This is a genomic window from Niastella caeni (assembly GCF_004834005.1).
Lineage (GTDB): Bacteria > Bacteroidota > Bacteroidia > Chitinophagales > Chitinophagaceae > Niastella > Niastella caeni.
In genome coordinates this window covers 812263-831396 of sequence record NZ_STFF01000001.1, presented here as the reverse complement: position 1 = coordinate 831396, position 19134 = coordinate 812263, and the positions used below count along the sequence as shown (strand labels likewise).

The 19134-nt window shown below is 43.4% G+C and carries 12 protein-coding genes; all 12 read left to right on the top strand.

Translation table 11 applies throughout. The features are described 5' to 3' along the window. The first annotated feature begins 111 nt into the window (after window positions 1-111). The 12 genes from FAM09_RS03165 (at window position 112) to FAM09_RS03110 (ending at window position 19053) form a co-directional block, all read left to right on the top strand. Complete coding sequence (locus FAM09_RS03165; protein WP_136575618.1) at window positions 112-684, top strand: YceI family protein; 573 nt, start codon at window positions 112-114, stop codon at window positions 682-684. Window positions 685-696: 12 nt separating this feature from the next. Continuing rightward, complete coding sequence (locus tag FAM09_RS03160) at window positions 697-1230, top strand: YceI family protein (protein ID WP_136575617.1); 534 nt, start codon at window positions 697-699, stop codon at window positions 1228-1230. Between the two features lie 13 nt (window positions 1231-1243). After that, on the top strand, window positions 1244-1654 hold the full coding sequence (locus FAM09_RS03155; protein WP_136575616.1) for a DUF6069 family protein: 411 nt from the start codon (window positions 1244-1246) through the stop codon (window positions 1652-1654). A gap of 419 nt (window positions 1655-2073) precedes the next feature. After that, window positions 2074-3321, top strand: a complete 1248-nt coding sequence (locus FAM09_RS03150) for a Pycsar system effector family protein (RefSeq protein ID WP_136575615.1) — start codon at window positions 2074-2076, stop codon at window positions 3319-3321. Between the two features lie 13 nt (window positions 3322-3334). Next, a complete protein-coding gene (gene ppk1, locus FAM09_RS03145; protein WP_136575614.1) occupies window positions 3335-5413 on the top strand; it encodes a polyphosphate kinase 1 in 2079 nt (692 codons plus the stop codon). A 46-nt stretch (window positions 5414-5459) separates the two neighbouring features. Then, a complete protein-coding gene (locus FAM09_RS03140) occupies window positions 5460-6329 on the top strand; it encodes an SdiA-regulated family protein (RefSeq protein WP_136575613.1) in 870 nt (289 codons plus the stop codon). 13 nt (window positions 6330-6342) lie between these two features. Beyond that, a complete protein-coding gene (locus FAM09_RS03135; RefSeq protein WP_136575612.1) occupies window positions 6343-8880 on the top strand; it encodes a BamA/TamA family outer membrane protein in 2538 nt (845 codons plus the stop codon). A gap of 144 nt (window positions 8881-9024) precedes the next feature. Then, entirely contained in the window at window positions 9025-11391 is a 2367-nt protein-coding gene (locus tag FAM09_RS03130) for a GAF domain-containing protein (protein ID WP_136575611.1), read from the top strand. A 127-nt stretch (window positions 11392-11518) separates the two neighbouring features. Beyond that, window positions 11519-12541, top strand: coding sequence for a lipid A deacylase LpxR family protein (locus FAM09_RS03125; protein WP_136575610.1), 1023 nt, complete (start codon window positions 11519-11521; stop codon window positions 12539-12541). A gap of 265 nt (window positions 12542-12806) precedes the next feature. After that, window positions 12807-14030 carry an ROK family protein gene (locus FAM09_RS03120; RefSeq protein WP_136575609.1) on the top strand — a complete coding sequence of 408 codons (1224 nt, stop codon included), beginning with the start codon at window positions 12807-12809 and terminating at the stop codon, window positions 14028-14030. Between the two features lie 124 nt (window positions 14031-14154). Then, window positions 14155-17475: a SusC/RagA family TonB-linked outer membrane protein gene (locus FAM09_RS03115; RefSeq protein ID WP_136575608.1), complete on the top strand. Its 3321-nt coding sequence runs from the start codon at window positions 14155-14157 to the stop codon at window positions 17473-17475. A 24-nt stretch (window positions 17476-17499) separates the two neighbouring features. Then, window positions 17500-19053: a SusD/RagB family nutrient-binding outer membrane lipoprotein gene (locus tag FAM09_RS03110; RefSeq protein WP_136575607.1), complete on the top strand. Its 1554-nt coding sequence runs from the start codon at window positions 17500-17502 to the stop codon at window positions 19051-19053. Window positions 19054-19134 lie beyond the last annotated feature (81 nt).

Here is a 19134-nt window from a genome sequence, read left to right as displayed (position 1 = left end):
AAACGATTGCACATATTATTTTTATTTATGAATTTTTTCGAACAAAATCTGTTTGGAAAAGTTAACAGTACAGTTTTTCCCGTTAATTATATACTCAATCAAAAAGAAAACATGAAAAAAGCAACTATCATCGCAGCATTATTGATGTCATCAGCAGCAGCAACATTCGCACAAACCTGGTCCGTTGACAAAGCGCACTCAAGATTAGGGTTTAATGTAACCCACATGAACATCTCTGAAACAAGCGGTTCATTCAAGATCACTGACGCAAAGATCACTGCATCAAAACCTGATTTTTCAGATGCGGTTATTGAATTAACAGCCGATGTAAAGAGCATCGATACCGACAACGAACAAAGAGATGGTCACCTGAAAAGTCCTGACTTCTTTGATGCAGAAAAATTTCCTACACTCACATTCAAAAGCACTTCTTTTAAAAAAGTAGGGGACAAAAAATACAAATTAACCGGTAATCTTACATTACACGGTGTTACCAAACCAGTAGTATTGGATGTAGTATTCAACGGAACTGTTGAAAACCCAATGAGCAAAAAAACAATGGCTGGTTTCAACATCTCAGGTATTGTAAAACGCTCTGATTTTGGTATCGCTACCGGTATGCCCGCTGCTATGTTGGGCGATGGCGTTACTTTACAGGCAAGCACTGAATTTGCAAAAGACTAATAAGATTTGATTATGAAGAAGCTGATCTTTTCTATGGCAACACTGCTGGGCATTACAGCAGTGTTTGCTTTCACCGTAGCTCAAAACTGGGCGATAACCGATAAATACAGTATCAAGTTTTCGAGCAATGAAGCATCCGGAATTTTTAAAACCTTTAAAGGCACCATTGCTTTTGATGAACAAAATCTGGCTGCCGCCAAATTTGATGTAACCATTGATGTGGCCTCTATCAACACCGGTAACGGGTTGCAGAACAAACACGCCAAAGGCGCAGATTGGTTCGATGCTGCCAAATTCCCGGTAATAAAGTACACATCCAAAAAGATCGTAAAGGCCGGAAACGCCTACCAGGTAACTGGCGATCTGCAAATGAAAGGTGTAACCAAAGAGTATACTATACCCTTCACCTTTAAAAAAGCGGGCGCCGGCGCTACATTCAATGGCAGCTTTACGGTAAACCGTTCCGATTTCAAGATCGGCAAACCTGGTGGCGAAGTAGCAGAGCAGATAAAAATTGACATAGCTGTTCCGGTTACAAAAGGCTAATAAACCAATAAGTATGTTTAAAAAATTATTACTACTGGGTTTGGTATCGGGTGTGTTAGCCGGGGTGGCGGCACTTATATATCAACGGATCTATACCAATTCGCTGGGAGCCGATTTTGCAACCATTGCAAAGCCGGTAAACATCGTGATCACTACTACGTTGGCCGGCTTGCTGGCATCTATCGGCTTTGGTCTGTTAACAAAATGGTTGCCCAAACCCGGAGAGATCATTTTCAATTTCGTGTTCGTTATTCTAACGTTTGCGAGTATTCTGGGGCCTTTTGCCGTCAAATTACCACTCGAAATTGAAACACCGGAATTATTTCCCGGCCTCACCGTGCCCATGCACTTTTTTCCAGCATTGGCCTGGTTCACACTGAAGCCCTTGTTTGTAAAAGAATTAGCCGTAAGCCCAAAGCGATAAGCCGTAAGCAAATCCGCTCGTTGTAAGGCGGTTTTCCTTAAGCTTACAGCTTGCAGCTTGTAGCTTTAAATAGGCTGTTGATGAAGGCCGGAAGTCGCGGAAAGATGAAGTACAGTCTCAGAATGGATGTAAAAAACGGATGATAGTTGTATGCCTGCCTGCCGGCAGGCAGGCTTCCGGCCAATTTTTGCCACTCCTTCACGGACGACATATACATAAAATAGATACCAGGCGTGCTGTGGTTCAATACTGCGGTACGCCTTTCTTCGGTTTAGGCCTGCCAGCCGATTATTTTGTAGCCACACTTTGATAAATGAACATAACTTTGGGTTATACAGACATAATTTTCAATAGGCGTACAAATAATTTTACCTGATTATATTTGTTATATACTTGTAGACAGTAAAAGAATTCCTTATATGAATTATTATACGTTATTGGATGAAATAAAGCAATACGTAACCTCATACTTTCATACCCATGCAAATGATAAATTAATTTATCATAACCTGGTACACACCGAACATGTAGTGAATGCGGCTATTGAAATTGCCAATCATTACCGGTTGAGCGACCAGGATTATTTTATTGTCGTAACCGCAGCCTGGTTTCATGATATAGGTTATTATACCGATCCGGCCCGGCATGAAGAAAAAGGCGCGGAAGAAGCCTCGGTTTTTTTGAGCAGAAAAGGCGTTGATGAACCTGCCATTCAAACTGTAGCCCAATGTATTCGCGCTACCCGGTTACCGCAAAATCCGGAAACAATGCTGGAAAAAATAGTAGCCGATGCCGATCTGTTCCATTTGGGCACTTCCCGGTTCGGTGAGTTCAGTAAATCATTGCGTAAGGAATTTATTGCATTACATAATATAGACCTCAGCAAGGATGAATGGCGTAATAAAACCATCCGCCTGCTCGAATCGCATCAGTACCATACCGATTATTGTCGGTTGTTGCTAAGCGATACAAAAGCGAAACACCTGGAGAAGCTAAAGGAAAAACAGGCTGATAAATACCCTGAATTAAAAAATCCGCTACCGGTTATGCCTGCCTTAGAGCCGCAGCAACCGGCCAAGCCTAAAATAAAGCCGCTGATCCCGGAAGAGGTGGATGAAAAGGGCAAACGGAAGAACAACCGGCCCGAAAGGGGGATTGAAACCATGTTCCGGATAACTTCCGCTAATCACCAGCGGTTGAGCGACATGGCCGATAGCAAGGCGCATATTATGATCTCGGTGAACTCCATCATCATCTCTGTATTGTTAAGTGTGCTGTTAAAGAACCTGGAGCAATTTCCACAGTACACCATACCGGCCATGTGTTTGTTGAGTATTAGCCTGGTAACCATTGTGTTTTCTATACTGGCTACCCGGCCTAATATTCCCCGGGGCACTTTTACCCAAACCGACATTAACGAAAAAAAGGTGAACCTGTTATTCTTTGGGAATTTCTTTAAAATGAGCATGGATGATTATACGTCGGGTATGTTGCAGATGATGGACGATCGCGACTTTCTCTACCGCAGCCTTATCAAAGACGTGTATTCACAAGGCGTGGTGCTTGGATCAAAATACCAACGTCTGCGCATTTCATACAATGTGTTCATGTATGGATTGATCGTATCCGTGATCGCATTCTCTATTGCAGCCATAGTAACTATTTGAAATTAGTAGCAGCATGCAATCAGAATTTTTTGATAGAGACCTAAGCTGGCTTTCGTTTAATGGACGGGTTTTGGAAGAAGCGGGCAATAACAGTGTACCTTTGCTGGAGCGCATCAGGTTTTTATCTATCTATTCTTCCAACCTCGATGAGTTTTACCGCGTTCGTATGCCGGCCGTAATGGCCTTGCAAAAAATACGTCAGTCAAAAGAGGCTGACCAAAAAAAGGAATTTACAAAAACAGATGTAGTACCGCAGATCACCGAAATTATCAATCAGCAGCAGGAGCGGTTCGGCGCCATCTTCACCAAAGAGCTTTTGCCGTTACTGAAAGAAAAGAATATTCATTTATTATATAATGAACATATACCGGCGGCGATAAAAGAAGAGGTGTCGGAATATTTTTACACCCAGGTGATGGCGTTCCTGCAACCGGTATACCTGTCGATCTCCGGCACTAAATTCTTTCCTGAGAATAATACCCTATACCTGCTTACCGTCATTGAACGGGAACACGGTTTTGAAGAACTGGTCATTATCAATATTCCATCCGATAACCTGCCGCGGTTTTATACCGTTCAACGGGGTAATGAACAGTTCGTGGTTTTCCTGGATGATATTATAAAACACAATTTGCCGGCAATTTTCAAACATACCGTCATCAAAGGATGTTATAGTTTTAAAATAACCCGTGATGCCGAACTGGAAGTAGAAGACGATTATGAGGGCGACCTGGCGCGGAAAATTGAAGAACAACTCACCAAACGCGATTTTGGTTTGGCAACGCGTTTGCTGCACGAACCCGGCATTGAAGAAGCGCATCTGCAATTATTGATAATGGCCTTGAAACTGCAAAATGCCATTGTAATACAAGGTGGGTGTTATCACAACCTGAAAGACCTGGGTTCCTTCCCTGTGAAAGATGCTGCAATGAGTTATCAAAAATGGCCCGCCATTAAGGTGAAAGCCGGCGATGGCTCTTTGTCATTGTTTGAAGAAGTAGAAAAGAAAGACATCATGCTGCATCCGCCGTACCATTCGTATGACATGGTACTTCGTTTTTTTAATGAAGCGGCGGTAAATCCTGATGTAACAGAAATATATGTTACGCTGTATCGGATTGCAAGTGATTCAAGAATTGGTAACGCCCTTGTAAGTGCGGCAAAGAACGGAAAAAAGGTTTCGGTGCTGGTTGAATTGAAAGCCCGGTTCGATGAAGCCAATAATATCCGGTGGGCGAAAAAGATGAAAGAAGCAGGCGTAAAAATAATTTACAGCGACCTTTCGCTGAAAGTACATGCCAAAATTGCCCTGGTAAAACGGAAAAAAAATAAACGCATCTCGTATGTAGGGTTGCTGGCTACCGGCAATATGAATGAAAGCACGGCCCGCTTTTATACCGATCATATCCTTTTCACTGCCCATCCGGATATACTGCGTGAAATGGAATTGCTGTTCATATTTCTTGGGCATCGTAAAAAGGCAGGCAATCCCGGCCTTATTGCTTTCAACCAAATTCTGGTAGCGCAATTCAACCTGCACGAACGGTTCCTGCAAATGATTGACCGGGAAATAAGCAATGCACGCCGGGGATTGGAAGCGGGTATTATTATTAAAATGAACAACCTCGAAGAAAAGGTTTTGATCAACAAATTATATGAAGCGTCGGGGGCAGGGGTGAAGATCCGCATGATCGTACGAAGTATTTGTTGTTTGAAACCGGGGGTGGAAGGCCTGAGCGAAAATATTTCCATTACCCGTATTGTTGACCGGTACCTGGAGCATGGAAGGATCTTTGTTTTTCATAACAATGGTCAGCAGGAATTGTACATGGGCTCGGCCGACTGGATGAACCGGAATATATACCGGCGAATTGAAGTTTGTTTTCCCGTATATGATGAAGCCATCAAAAAACAGGTACTGGAAATATTGCATCTGCAATTGCAGGATAACGGGCAGGCTGTTGAAATAGATCAGCAGCTCAACAATATACCGAAACAAAAAAATGGAACGGTGTTGTGCTCGCAGGAATCGATTTATCACTTATTAGCCGACCTTGCTTCACCGGAGCTTCGCAACCGCGTGACGCCATAGCTTTAGCGGTGGCGCAAGGCGAAGAGGGCGTGTTTAAATAACGTTTATGGATATTATTAAATTAAGAGCGGCTTTATGGATTGTATTGGGCATGGCTATGTTACCAACTGCCTGCTCGCAGAAACGGAAATTTGAAGGTCCGCCGGGATATAATATAAACGAACCACAGAAGATCGTTATGCCGCCGAGCCTGGAGGAGATCTCCGGCATTGCTTTTAACCATGGCAATAGCGATACCGTTTATGCCCAGGAGGATGAAAGTGGCAAGCTGTATTATTTAAAACCCGGCGATAAACGATCTTCCAATTTCAAATTCGGTAAGCATGGCGATTATGAAGATGTGCAGATCTGTAATAACTATGTGATCATGCTGCGTAGCAATGGCATCCTGTTCACCTTCCCGTTTGCTGATATTCATCAGCAGGAAGAAACCGGCAATGTGGCAGAATGGAAAGACCTGCTGCCCAAAGGAGAATACGAAGGGATGTATGCCGATGAAGCAAGCAAGCTGATCTATGTCATATGTAAACAATGTGAAGATGAAAAGAGCAGTAAAATGGCAAAAGGGTATATCTTGCAGTTGTCAGACGACGGAAAGATCACCCAGAATAATACTTTTTCCGTTGATGTAAAGGAAATTGAATCGCTGACCGGCGATAAAAAAATAAACTTTCGTCCTTCTGCCCTTGCCCAAAATCCCCGTACCAAAGAATGGTACCTCGTATCGTCGATTAACAAATTGTTGGTAATTGCCGACAGCAACTGGAAAGTGACAGCCGCTTATAAATTAAATCCTGCCCTGTACATTCAACCGGAAGGAATAGCTTTTGATAAAAACAGCAATCTGTATATATCCAACGAAGGCGGAGATCTGCATTCCGGAAATATTTTAAAAACTACCTGGTCGGGAAAATAAACCTTGGAAGCCTATGCCAAATAAATATTTACACATTGTCTTTCTTATTGCATTAACTGCACAGGTTGCAACCGCGCAAACAGATAGCGCTGTTGTAAAGGCGCATCCCGCTTATGATAGTGTAAGTAAAATGCACCGCAGGTTGTTTGGAGAGAATTTTCGAAAAGAGTGGGGGGCGCCGGTAAAACTGCCGGTGATCAAACTGTCGGAAAGAGGATTGATTCCCTTGCAACGTGGGGGTGGGCACCAAACCCGTTCTTTGCGCATGAAAGATGCCCAGGGCAAAGAATGGGTTTTGCGTGGTATTGAAAAATATCCCGAAATATTATTGCCCGAAGCATTCCGCGAAACATTTGCCGCCGATTGGGTGCGCGATGCCATGAGTTCCCAACATCCTTATGCACCGTTGATAGTACCGGTATTTTCAGATGTTATAAAGGTGCCGCATGCCACCCCGGTCATTGGGTATGTAGCGCCTGATAAAAACCTGGGCGAATATGAAAAAGAATTTGCCAATACCATGTGTTTGCTGGAAGAGCGGGAGCCCTATGGTGAATCAGACAACACCTTCAAAATGCTGGAGCGATTGAATGAAGACAATGACAATACGCTTGATACCGTTGGTTTTTTCAGGGCCCGTTTACTGGATCTGTTCATAGGCGATTGGGACCGGCATGAAGACCAATGGCGCTGGGTAGATGAAAAGAAAGGCAACGGAAGAAAGTATGTAGCTGTTCCCCGCGACCGTGACCAGGCCTTGTACAGGAATGAAGGATTTTTTCCTACCATTGCATCCCGCAAATGGATCGCAGCCTTTTTAACAGGTTTTGATAGTGATATAAAACGGGGTAATTACTTTTTCTTTAATGGCCGCAAACTCAATGCGCGGTTTTTAGTTCAACTCGATCATGATCGCTGGATGCAATTGACCAATGATTTTGTGGCGTTGCTCACCGATGATGTACTGGAAACTGCACTGGCCCGCTTACCGCGTGAAGTATATATGATGCGCCATGATGAGTTGTTACAGAAAATGAAATTGCGCCGGGGCAACATCGCAAAGGCCATGGAGAATTACTATTACTTCCTGAACCATATTGTAGATATACAGGTTTCAGACAAAAATGAAGTGGTTGAAATAACCGATGGCAACAATGGCGGCCTGTTGGTTGTTATTCATAAACTATCAAAAAAAGGTAACCGCGAAGAACAACTATTTGCCCGCACGTTTGTTGCTTCAGAAACCAAAGAAATACGATTCTTTATTGGTAAGGGCAATGATAGTGTGGTGCTCAACAATACCAATAAAAAAATAAAACTGCGCATTGTTGGCGGCGATGGCGCCAAAGTATACAATGTGCAACAAGCCGGCAGAAAAGTGTGTGTGTATGAAAAAGAAACCGGCGCCATGTTTACCGGCGAAACAAACCGGTTGAAAAAACATTTGTCGAACGATTCGGCCAATACTGCGTTTGTGCCTACCAATGCATACGGTATTGCCCGCCCGCTGATCACTGCCGGGTTTAACCTGGATGATGGTTTTCTATTGGGCGGCGGCGTTAAGATAATTAAACAGGGTTTTAGAAAAGTGCCTTATGCCAGTGTGCAACAAATAAGTTTGGCGCATTCTTTTTCAACCAGCGCATTCCGTATCCGGTATAAAGGCGAATGGTTGCAAACTGTGGGCAAAGCCGATATTACCGTACAGGCCGACATCTTTGCGCCTAATAATACCCGTAACTTTTTTGGCCGGGGAAATGAAACTGAATACATAAAGGTGGGTGATTTCAGGAGATATTATCGCACCCGGTACAATTTGTACCATGCCAATCCTTCCCTTCGCTGGCATGTTGGCCAGGGCACTACGCTCAGTGCCGGTCCGGCTATTCAATATTACCATTCTGACAGTGTTGAAAACAAAGGGCGGTTCATCAACAATGAATCATTGATCCATTCTTACGATAGTAATACTGTGCATAGGGATAAGATACATGCGGGTGTAATAATTGGCTGGTTGCGCGACAAACGTAATAACATCATATTGCCCACGGCAGGGCATTTTGTTAATGTGCAGGCGCAGGCATATGGCGGGTTGAATAACGATTCAAAATCATATATGCAGGTGACCTCCGAAATAGCTTTGTATAAAAATCTGAGCAAAAAATCGATGGTGGTAATTGCGGAACGGCTAGGCGGCGCTGTTACAGTCGGTAAATCAGCTTTTTATCAATCGGCATTTTTAGGCGGTCATGAAAACTTATTGGGATTTCGCCAGTACCGTTTTGCCGGGGAGCATATGCTGTACAACAATCTTGAATTTCGTATAAAGCTGGGTAACTTTGTGAATTATATTCTCCCTGGTCAGGTTGGAATAACCGGCTTCTATGATGTAGGCCGGGTTTGGGAAAAGAACGAATCTTCCAGTACCTGGCACCAGGGTGTTGGGGGTGGATTATATTTTGCACCTGCTCAAATGGCAGTTATCCAGGTAAAGGCCGGTTACTCTAATGAAGGCTGGTTTCCATATGTTATAATGGGATTCAGGTTTTAACCGAGGCTAATTTCTATGATATTTTTGCCGGGATTAACAAAGCAGAAAGTGACATTCCTGCTGATTTTCAGTTGTGGCATCTTATTCGTGAAACGTAAACACCCGTTTCACTTTTCACGTTTCATGATATAAAAGGCTCTGTGTATGCAAACAATGATGATCAATATTAATGAGAAATTTGTGCTGCCTCAGTTAGATACGGCTTTATCATTACGCCCGTTTATTAACTTCTTAAAAAAGAGCCTTAAAAACGACTCCTCATTAAAAGATAAACTCACCGCATTTATCCTGGAGAAACTGGCAGAGTTTCCGGAATTAGAAGGTGACGATATTCCTATCGAAAACCTGGAGAAATACCGCGATATACTGGAGCTGATATTTGTAAGCATGTCGAATGTTACAGAAGATGAGACCAAATTGCCCTGGGCGATAGGTTTGCCCATGCGGCCGCTCTTTGTATATGGCACTACTGCGTTTAATAATTTAATGATCGATGACAGAGACCGTAAGATCAGAAGGGAGGTGCAGAATAGTGATGAAAAAATGATGCGTCAGCGTAACCAGCGCATTGCCTATACTTTCATCCTGGAAAGGATGTATAATTTCTCTCCTTTTCATAAAAATGAGATCATTCATACGTTTGTTGATGAAGCAACGGAACTGCGTCGACATCTTAAAATAAATATCGATACGCGATTTATTGAAGTAACGGCTACCAAACCATTGCCCGATATAAACCTGCTTGCCGGCCCCGATAAGTTTGACGAAGAACATAGTTTTGACAAGCTGGAAAAGATGTTGCCGATAAGCATGTTCAGGTTCAGGGGCATGTCGGTAGTTACCATAACCGATGAGACAGCGAAAATTGCGGTAGAAACAATCAAGAATACCATTGTAACGCACAACCGGAATAGTGAAGATGAATGCTATAAAGATGTGACCAAGTCGCTGAAAACATTGGTGCAAAGTAATGCCATTGATTTTAATGTAACGCCCATATTTCGTATTAATGATAAGCTGGTATTGCCCCAAATACACGATCTGAAAAGTGTGATGATGTGCGAGAATTGTGAAGATGGCACGGCAAGAAACGCTTACCAGGCATTTGCTGAAGAATACATCCGCAATCCGCGGCCGCTGATTTACAAAACGATCTCTCCCAAAGAAGCCAAATTATATCCTTTTTTGACGGGCTGTACCAGAGCAGGCATTCAATCGTTCATGGTGTTGCCGCTTCACTCAAATAATAAACTGGCCGGCATTTTGGAAATATATTCCCGCGAGGCTGGTATTTTAGATGAGAAAGTGCTGGCCATGCTGGAGCCTGCCTACCCCGTACTGGCGCAACTGGTGCAGATCACCATAGATGATTTTAATGCCGCCATCGATGGAGTTATAAAAGAAAAATTCACTTCATTACAACCGGCCGTGCAATGGAAATTCAATGAAGCGGCGTGGCATTACCTGCAGGACATTGAAAATTATGGAAAGGGCAAAATTGAAACGATCGGGTTCCACAGTGTGTATCCGCTGTACGGCGCAATTGACATCCGCAACTCAACGATTGAACGCAATAAGGCCCAGCTCAGCGATCTGCAACACCAGTTCTCCATTCTGCTCGAAACTTTACAATCGGTCAAAAAGCATTATAGCCTTGCCTTGACCGATGAAATGATCTATAAATGCCGCAAATGGAAGAATACCCTCGATGAGTCATTGACGCCGCACGGCGAAGTGAAGCTGACCGACTTTTTGGAAAAAGAAGCGGTTTCTTTCTTAAAGCATTTCAAGTTAACTCATCCGGGATCAGCCGGCATCGTTGAAAAATATTTTGCCGCCATAGAAGAAACAAAAGGCATTGCATGGACGAACAGGCGGCAACTGGAAGAGTCGATGCAAATGGTGAATGCGGCGGTGAACAATTACCTCGACCTGATGAAAGATGAGTTGCAGCAATCGTACCCCTGCTATTTTGAACGCTTCAGGACCGATGGCGTTGAGTATGATATTTACATCGGGCAGTCTATTGCGCCTCAAAAGCCATTCGATATTTTATACTTAAAGAATTTGCGGCTTTGGCAGATCTCTTCTATGGCAGCGATAGCAAAGATCACCCATGAAATGCTGCCCAATTTGTTGAAGCCATTGCAAACCACTCAACTTATATTCATTCACAGCAGTACGATAGATATTAGTTTCCGCAACGATGAACGTCGCTTTGATGCCGAAGGCGGGTACAACATCCGGTACCAGGTGATAAAAAAACGGATCGATAAAGTACATGTAGCTGATACTAATGAAAGATTAACCCAGCCGGGCAAGATAGCCCTGGTGTATTTTAACCGCCGCGATGCAGATGAATACATCTCGCATATTCAATACCTGCAGGAGCAGCAGATCTTATTGGATGACCTGGAATTCCTTGACCTGGAAGAATTGCAGGGTGTGGCCGGTTTAAAGGCATTGCGCGTTGGTATTAATATGGAGTACAGCCAACCGGATGTTTCATAATCGCAAAAAATTGCACGGAAACTGTATTGCAGGCGGCCAATTACGCGTTTACCTCTTGCAACCCAAAAAAGATCGGGTGATTGATTTACCGGCGATCTCTTTTTGAATGACAGGCTAATCTGTAATTATGAAATGCAGGCAATTCATTTTCGGGTTATTGCTGGGAATTTGTATATCAGGAGCAGTACGGGCGCAGCAGCGTAAAACGTACCGCCATATGCTGCGGGGTTATGAAGACAATGATAATATTAATAGCCCGGGAAGAAGAACCGATCGTGGCTATACCAATGGCACCCGGTTCGATTACTTCTTTATAAAGGACAAGCCATCTCATTTTTTTCTCAACCGCCTTATACCAAAGGCCGGCGACAGCAGCATAAATACTTACGGCTGGGGCTTGATGCAGGTAATAATCTCGCCTAAAAATATTCTTAAAAAGATTCCAGACAGAAATGATTATCCATATGCAGGCGCCCTGTTTGCAACACACTCCTTATTTTCTTCCAACCCCATAAAAAAATACAACTGGCAAACAAAATGGATGATGGGCGTAATGGGACCGCCATCACTTGCCAGGGAAGCCCAGGAGTATGCGCACCGGCTGGTGGGCTATATACAACCCGGCGGTTGGGATTACCAGTTAAAGACCGACCCGTTGCTAAACGTGAGTGTAGCTGCGGAAAAAGAGCTGGTACATATTAATAACGTTGTAGAGTTTATTGGCGGTTCGCAGGCATCTGCAGGAACCGCGCTGAATGGCGCGGCGGTGTATTCGCTCATCCGTTTTGGTAAAATGGAACCCTATTTCAACGGCTACCTGTCGCAGTTTACGGCCAGGAAGGGGAGTAAGCCGCGCCACCAGATCTATGGAATTATTCGACCCGCGGTTGAATGGATGCTCACCAATGCATTGATCGATGGCGGTATTTTCAATGGCCATAAGGAACCAATTCCCGAACCAAGTACTACCAGTGACGAACCGGAAATGAAAGCCCGGGTACGAAATCGCATTGCAGTAAAAGTGGAGTATGGCGTAGTTGCTTCTTTTGGCAGCGTTTGCATCTCCTTTACGCAAACCACTGCAACCCCCATGGTAAAAGGAACAGGTAAACAGGAAATCGGCAATATTTCCCTCTTTTTTGCCTGGTAAAAAGGCAACCTATTCCATCCATCCAACGAGTAAGACTTTTTAGGCGACCCCTGCCTATTATGTAATAAACACTCCAACAATCCCCTCTTACCGTTAAATCCTGGCAACAATCCCCAAAAAAGCAAGACAATTTGCAGAAAAATATAATTTGATATTCAATAAGGTATGAGCAGTAACGAAAAAAATTAAAAACTTTTATAAATAAATTAAAAAGATATTTTAACTTACCGTTAAATTTGAGAAAACTTACTGCTACTGTTGCACAATGGAAAAGAACTTATTGTATAAAAGGAGGATTATCAAACATCTTTATTTTGGCAATATGCTTTCCTGCGCCGATTTGAGCGACAAGATCCATAAAAGTATTCCGCTTACGACCAAAATATTGGGTAAGCTAATGGAAGAGGGGATGGTAACGGAAACAGGTTATGCAGCTTCAACGGGTGGACGACGGCCGGTGATGTATTCATTAAAACAGGATGTAATGTATGTGGTGTCGGTTGCCATGGATCAGTTGGTTACACAAATAGCCATACTTGATATGCAGAACCGGAACGTGAGCGACATTGAACTGTTTGAACTTCCGCTGACAAAGAATCCGAATGCCCCCGCTGCACTTGCTGAAAAAATTAATGATATAATCTTCCGTTCAGGAATTCCGAAAAGCAAGATAGCAGGAGTAGGTATTGGGATGCCTGGTTTTGTGAATGCAGTAAAAGGGATCAATTACACCTTTCTGGAAACCGAGGGATATACAATAACTCAATACATTTCAGCTAAAGTAAAGCTACCCGTGTTCATTGATAATGACTCGCGCCTGATTGCTTTGGCTGAATTAAAATTCGGCGCTGCCCGGTATAAGAAGAATGCGCTGGTGATCAATGCAGGCTGGGGAGTAGGGTTAGGAATGATCCTGGAAGGCGAATTGTTCAGAGGGCACGATGGATTTGCCGGTGAGTTCAGCCATATACCGCTTTTTCTCAACAACAAATTATGCAGTTGTGGTAAGAGCGGTTGTCTGGAAACAGAAACCTCCCTGTTGGTGGTGATCGAAAAAGCTAACAAAGGACTGAAGAGTGGAAAGCTGTCGATGTTAAAGGAGAGAGAACTTTCTGCCGATCATCCCGAAAAAGCATTTCAGATAATAGTAGCGGCGGCAGGCAAGGGCGACAAGTTTGCAGTGGAGATCTTATCTGAAGCGGGCTACAACATTGGAAGAGGCGTTGCCATCCTGATCCATTTATTGAACCCCGAATTAGTGATCCTGAGCGGGCGTGGATCATCGGCCGGAAAAATATGGCAGGCGCCCATGCAACAGGCATTGAATGAACATTGCATTCCGCGATTATCGGTGAATACGGAAATAGAAGTATCTGCTCTGGGATATACAGCAGAATTGACCGGTGCTGCCGCCCTTGTGATGGAGAACTATGAAAAAGAAGATCTAAAAAGCCTCATCTATGAAAATAAACCTGACGTATATATCTGACCTCTTATCCTTTAACCATTACCTACACCCTATTGAAAGTTGAGAGAAATCGGAATAAAGCCATATTCCAATATCTGCTACATAAAGATTCCAAACTTTTTTTTTGACAATCAAACAAACTGCTATGACGAAAGCAACCATTCGATTACTTCTGATCGTACTTGCGGGTATCTGGAGCCTAACAGGTACAGCGCAGGAAAAAAAGATGATCACAGGGGTGGTAAAAGATAGTGCCGGCAACGTATTGCCCGGCGTATCTGTTTCTGAAAAAGGAACTACCACTAATACTATTACCGACATGAACGGTTCGTTCAGGATCCCGGTTTCAACTGCTAAACCGGTTCTGGTATTTTCTTCCATTGGTTTTGACTCGAAACAGGTTACTGTAGGCGATCAAACTACATTTACTGTTTTACTTGCCAGTGAAATTACCAGCCTCGAAGGCGTTGTGGTTACTGCGATGGGTATTAAAAAAGAACAACGTAAGTTGGGGTATGCAACCACCCAGGTATTAGCTAAAGACATCATTCAATCAGCTCCTACCAACTTTGCTTCAGCATTGTATGGTAAAGCGCCTGGTGTTACCATTAATACCAACCCCGGTGGTGCTACCAGTGCCGTAAGTATCCAGATCAGGGGTATTAACTCAATTGGTGGACAGGGTCAGCCGCTGTTAGTAGTGGATGGTGTTATCATTCGTAATGGCGACGCTAACAGTGAAGGATACTGGAGCGGCAACCAACGCCTGAATGGTAATGGTTTGCTGGATATCAACCCAGAGAATATTGAAAGCCTGAACATCTTAAAAGGTGCTGCTGCTTCTGCCCTGTATGGTTCTGATGCCAACTTTGGGGTTATTGTTATTACCACTAAAAATGGTAAAGGCCGCAAAGGCCTGGGTGTTGATGTTAACCTGAGCGCCAATGTAGAAAATGCGGCTTTGCTTCCAGATCTTCAAACTGAGTACGGGCCGGGTTACGACCGCGCTACCAACATGTCTGCCTTTGGTTCTGATGACCAGGGCTGGATCACGCAGACAGTAAACGGTCAATCCGTAAAACGCCCCATTTTCAGAGCGTATGGCCAGTTTGGTCCGAAAGTAGACGGCAGCCAGGTGTACTGGTGGGATGGCCAGATGCGTACGTATCAATCACACGGAAACCCCTGGAAAAAGTTTTACAGAACCGGTCAGAGCGAAATCGCCAATATAGCGATCAACAATTCTTCTGACAAAATGAATTACCGTTTCTCTTATACCCGTAACGATTATAAGGGTATTCAGATCGGTGGTAAACAGGAGAAGAACACCTTCAACCTCAACCTCACGTATAAGGTTACTCCAAAGTTATCAGTAGACCTGATCGCCAACTATACCAACGAAAAAGTGCACAACAGGCCACGCCAGATCTACTACGTTACCAACAACTTTGGCGGTTTCTTCAGTCCTGTTGATAATATGGACGTGTATTTCGATAAATATAAAACTACCAAAGGATATAAATGGGTTGACTGGAACTCGAATTTGGATGCTACTGAAAGATTGGCATACAACATTCGCGCTAAGGACTTCCTCGACTTTTTGTGGAATCAGTTAGCCAATAGTTTCGATGAAACTACTAATCGCTTCATCACCTCTGCAACTGTTAATTATAATATTGCCAAAGGGTTGAATTTCCGCGGTCGTTATGGAACTGATTATACCGGTTATTTTGCTGAGAACAAGGAACGTACTACACAGCCAATATCATTTGGCGCAACAGGCGTTTATGGAACAAACACCAATCAGTTTGTTACCGTTTACGGGGATGCGTTATTATCGTATGGAGGTAAAGTTATTCCCGATCTGAATATCACTGCTTCGGTTGGTTACCAGGCCCGTAAGGAGGAAGTACGTAGAAACAGTGCCTCTACAAATGGTGGTTTGGCCCAGGAAAACTGGTTCAGCTTAGCCGCTTCCAAAAACAATGCAAACGGATCTGCTTCTTCTTCAAGACTGGTAAAAGACGGTTTATTTGGTATCCTTAACCTGGAGTATAAGAACTTTTTGTTTTTAGAAGGAACATTGAGAAGAGAAGTAACCTCCTCGCTGGCCCCCGGATTTAATACTTTTTATTATCCTGGTGTGAGTGGCGCTTTTGAATTGAGCAATGCGTTCCAGTTACCTGAATTCGTTAATTATAGCAAACTTCGTGCTGCCTGGGGTATTGTAGGTAACCCGCCTCCGGCCTATTTTGGTAATGTAGTATATTCTGCCACGAATGTTCAAGGTGTTCCGGTTCTATATCCTGCAACCTCTCAATATGGAAATAAAGAACTGAAGAACGAGCAAAAGACAGAAATGGAGTTTGGTTGGGAAAACAGATTCCTGAACAACCGCCTGGGATTTGATCTTACTTATTATAATGATAAGATAGTTGACCAGATCATGTATTTGACCACACCGGCTACCATTGGGTCAGGTAGTGTAGCGGTGAACGTGGGTGATATGCGCAATTATGGCGTGGAGCTTGGATTGTATGGCACGCCCGTTAAAACCAAAGACCTCATATGGGATACAAGGTTGAACATTGCCTTTAATCGCAACAAGGTTGTTGCCCTGAAGGCTGGTTTGGAACAACTGGTTTCAATGAGCCTGGATAACAACTCCCTGTTAGTGGTATCCAAGCCTGGTGAGGCGGCTGGTGAGTTGTTAGGCTATAAAAGAAAAGTAGACGATAAAGGCAATTATGTTATTAACGCCGATGGCTTATATGAGATCGATTTCGATAATCAGGCAAGACTTGGAAACCTGCAGCCAAAAGCAACAGGTGGCTTTATCAACAGTTTTACCTACAAGAATTTCAATCTGAATGTAGTGGTTGATTTCCGTTTTGGCGGTCAGGTTGTTTCACAGGCATTATTGTATGGTACTGGTTCAGGATTATACAAGAACTCTTTAGCCGGACGTGATGCTGACCATGGTGGTTTATCTTATTACACTGCCGGCGGAAAGAATATTCAGGTTGCCAAAGGTACTTCTGCAGGCCCCGGTGGTGAAAAAGTATACAATGATGGTATGATCCTGAAAGGTGTAACAGCCGATGGTAAAGAAAATGCCACTATTGTTGATGCGCCCAACTATTATCTGAGCACTTTTGGCTGGGGATCATGGCCTGGTTCCGGTTCCAATATCAGCTATGCCGATGCGGTGTTTGATAATGACTTCATCAAAATGCGTGAAGTTACTTTATCGTACAACCTGCCCAAAAAAGTGGCCGGCTTTATAAAAGCGCAAAACCTGACCTTTACTGTGTATGGTAGAAACCTGTTTTATATCAAGAAAACGCTGCCTTACCTCGATCCTGAAGAAGGTGTGGGTACCAACTGGCTTTCTAATGGTACTACTTCCGGACAAGGTAATGCCGCTACCCGTTCAATTGGTGGCAGCATCAGGGTTTCATTCTAACACATCAATCAAACATTGACAATTATGAAAAAACTTATTATATCAATCCCGCTTTTAATAATAGCAGCAGGCGTACTGGTTACGGGTTGTAAGAAATCGGAGTTTACAGATAGCTATTACAACCCCGATAGGTCTGTGTCGGCTACTATACCCAGTTTATATGCTGGTTTATTGTTTAATGAAAGAGTATTACCCAGATATTGGGGCCTTTTCACATTGCAGATCCCTGTAGTAGGCACTTACAGCCAAACCGCAGGCTATACCCAGGGGAATAAGATTTATGAGCAGCCGGTGAACTATACTAAGGATAGATGGGATTATTATTATACAACTACTCTTGCCCGGTACCGTGAAATTGAGAAGCTTTATAACCAACTCCCTACTGATGCAGAAAAGACCGGTAATCTGCTATTCCTTGAAACGGCCAGAATTTTCCTGTACGATCAAACCGCGCAAATGGTGGATATGTATGGCGATATACCTTTCTCAACAGCCGGTCAATTGAATGCACAGGGTATTGTTGTTCTGCCTTCATATGATAAAGGGGACGACATTTACACCAATATTTTAACTGAGTTGAAACGTATCTCCGATTACCTGTCTACCGCAACTCCGGATGCGTTTTATTTGAACCAGTTTACTTCATATGATTATGTGAACAAAGGTTCCGTTACCATGTGGAGAAAGTATTGTAATTCGCTGATTTTACGCCTGGCTATGCGTATTTCTTATAAGGATGAAACAACAGCTAAATCGCTGGTACAAACTATCCTGGGTAATACAACAAAGTATCCGTTGATCGATGCGGCCAGCGAAAGCATAAAAATTCAACCATCAAGCACCACCAGTTCGCTGGTTTCATTGAATGATATCAGAAATGGTTTTGGGGTGAATCCGTTCGCGCCCGGTAAAATGGTTGATGACATCATGTGGCCTGCCAATGATCCACGGTTACCCATTTACTTTACTGCCAATAAAAATGGTGAATACCATGGCGTTCCCAATACATGGAATGCAACCCGTGTGAGCGATTCTACAACGGCTAACTATTTCTCTCGTTGGGATTCAACCACGTTCACTGAAAATAACCTGTTCCCCGGTATTATTTTTACCGCGGCAGAAGTAAGTTTCCTGAAAGCAGAAGTGTATGAAAGATGGGGTGGTGGAACCGCAAAAACTGCGTATGATGCCGGTGTTAAACAATCTATACAATTTTATGTAAGTATCAATAACGCCAGTAGCTATACCGGTGCAAAAGATGCTATGCCTTCTGATGCAACCATTGCTTTGTACCTGGCTAATCCCATTGTGGCTTACGGGACCAACAACCTGGCCAAGATCGCTACACAAAAGTGGATTGATTTCGGTGTAATACAGGCACATCAGGCATGGGCTGAATATCGCAGAACCAAGTTGCCTGCGTTAACTTTCCCAACCGACGGGTCTTCGGTATTATCACCTAATCCGCCTACCCGCTTCCTATATCCTTCAACGGAAAGTTCGTTTAATACAACCAATTATGCAGCAGTAAAATCAAGCGATAATGTAACGACAAAAGTTTTCTGGGATGTAAAATAAGTTACATATTAAGTGTTGAGAGTAACAGCCCCGATATTCATATCGGGGCTTTTTATTGTCTGCTCATTTCCTTAAATTGAC

Excerpts from the sequence above, each read along its gene's own strand:
- FAM09_RS03165 (WP_136575618.1), top strand. The coding sequence starts at position 112 with ATGAAAAAAGCAACTATCATCGCAGCATTATTGATGTCATCAGCAGCA.
- FAM09_RS03160 (WP_136575617.1), top strand. The coding sequence starts at position 697 with ATGAAGAAGCTGATCTTTTCTATGGCAACACTGCTGGGCATTACAGCA.
- FAM09_RS03155 (WP_136575616.1), top strand. The coding sequence starts at position 1,244 with ATGTTTAAAAAATTATTACTACTGGGTTTGGTATCGGGTGTGTTAGCC.
- FAM09_RS03150 (WP_136575615.1), top strand. The coding sequence starts at position 2,074 with ATGAATTATTATACGTTATTGGATGAAATAAAGCAATACGTAACCTCA.
- ppk1 (WP_136575614.1), top strand. The coding sequence starts at position 3,335 with ATGCAATCAGAATTTTTTGATAGAGACCTAAGCTGGCTTTCGTTTAAT.
- FAM09_RS03140 (WP_136575613.1), top strand. The coding sequence starts at position 5,460 with ATGGATATTATTAAATTAAGAGCGGCTTTATGGATTGTATTGGGCATG.
- FAM09_RS03135 (WP_136575612.1), top strand. The coding sequence starts at position 6,343 with ATGCCAAATAAATATTTACACATTGTCTTTCTTATTGCATTAACTGCA.
- FAM09_RS03130 (WP_136575611.1), top strand. The coding sequence starts at position 9,025 with ATGCAAACAATGATGATCAATATTAATGAGAAATTTGTGCTGCCTCAG.
- FAM09_RS03125 (WP_136575610.1), top strand. The coding sequence starts at position 11,519 with ATGAAATGCAGGCAATTCATTTTCGGGTTATTGCTGGGAATTTGTATA.
- FAM09_RS03120 (WP_136575609.1), top strand. The coding sequence starts at position 12,807 with ATGGAAAAGAACTTATTGTATAAAAGGAGGATTATCAAACATCTTTAT.
- FAM09_RS03115 (WP_136575608.1), top strand. The coding sequence starts at position 14,155 with ATGACGAAAGCAACCATTCGATTACTTCTGATCGTACTTGCGGGTATC.
- FAM09_RS03110 (WP_136575607.1), top strand. The coding sequence starts at position 17,500 with ATGAAAAAACTTATTATATCAATCCCGCTTTTAATAATAGCAGCAGGC.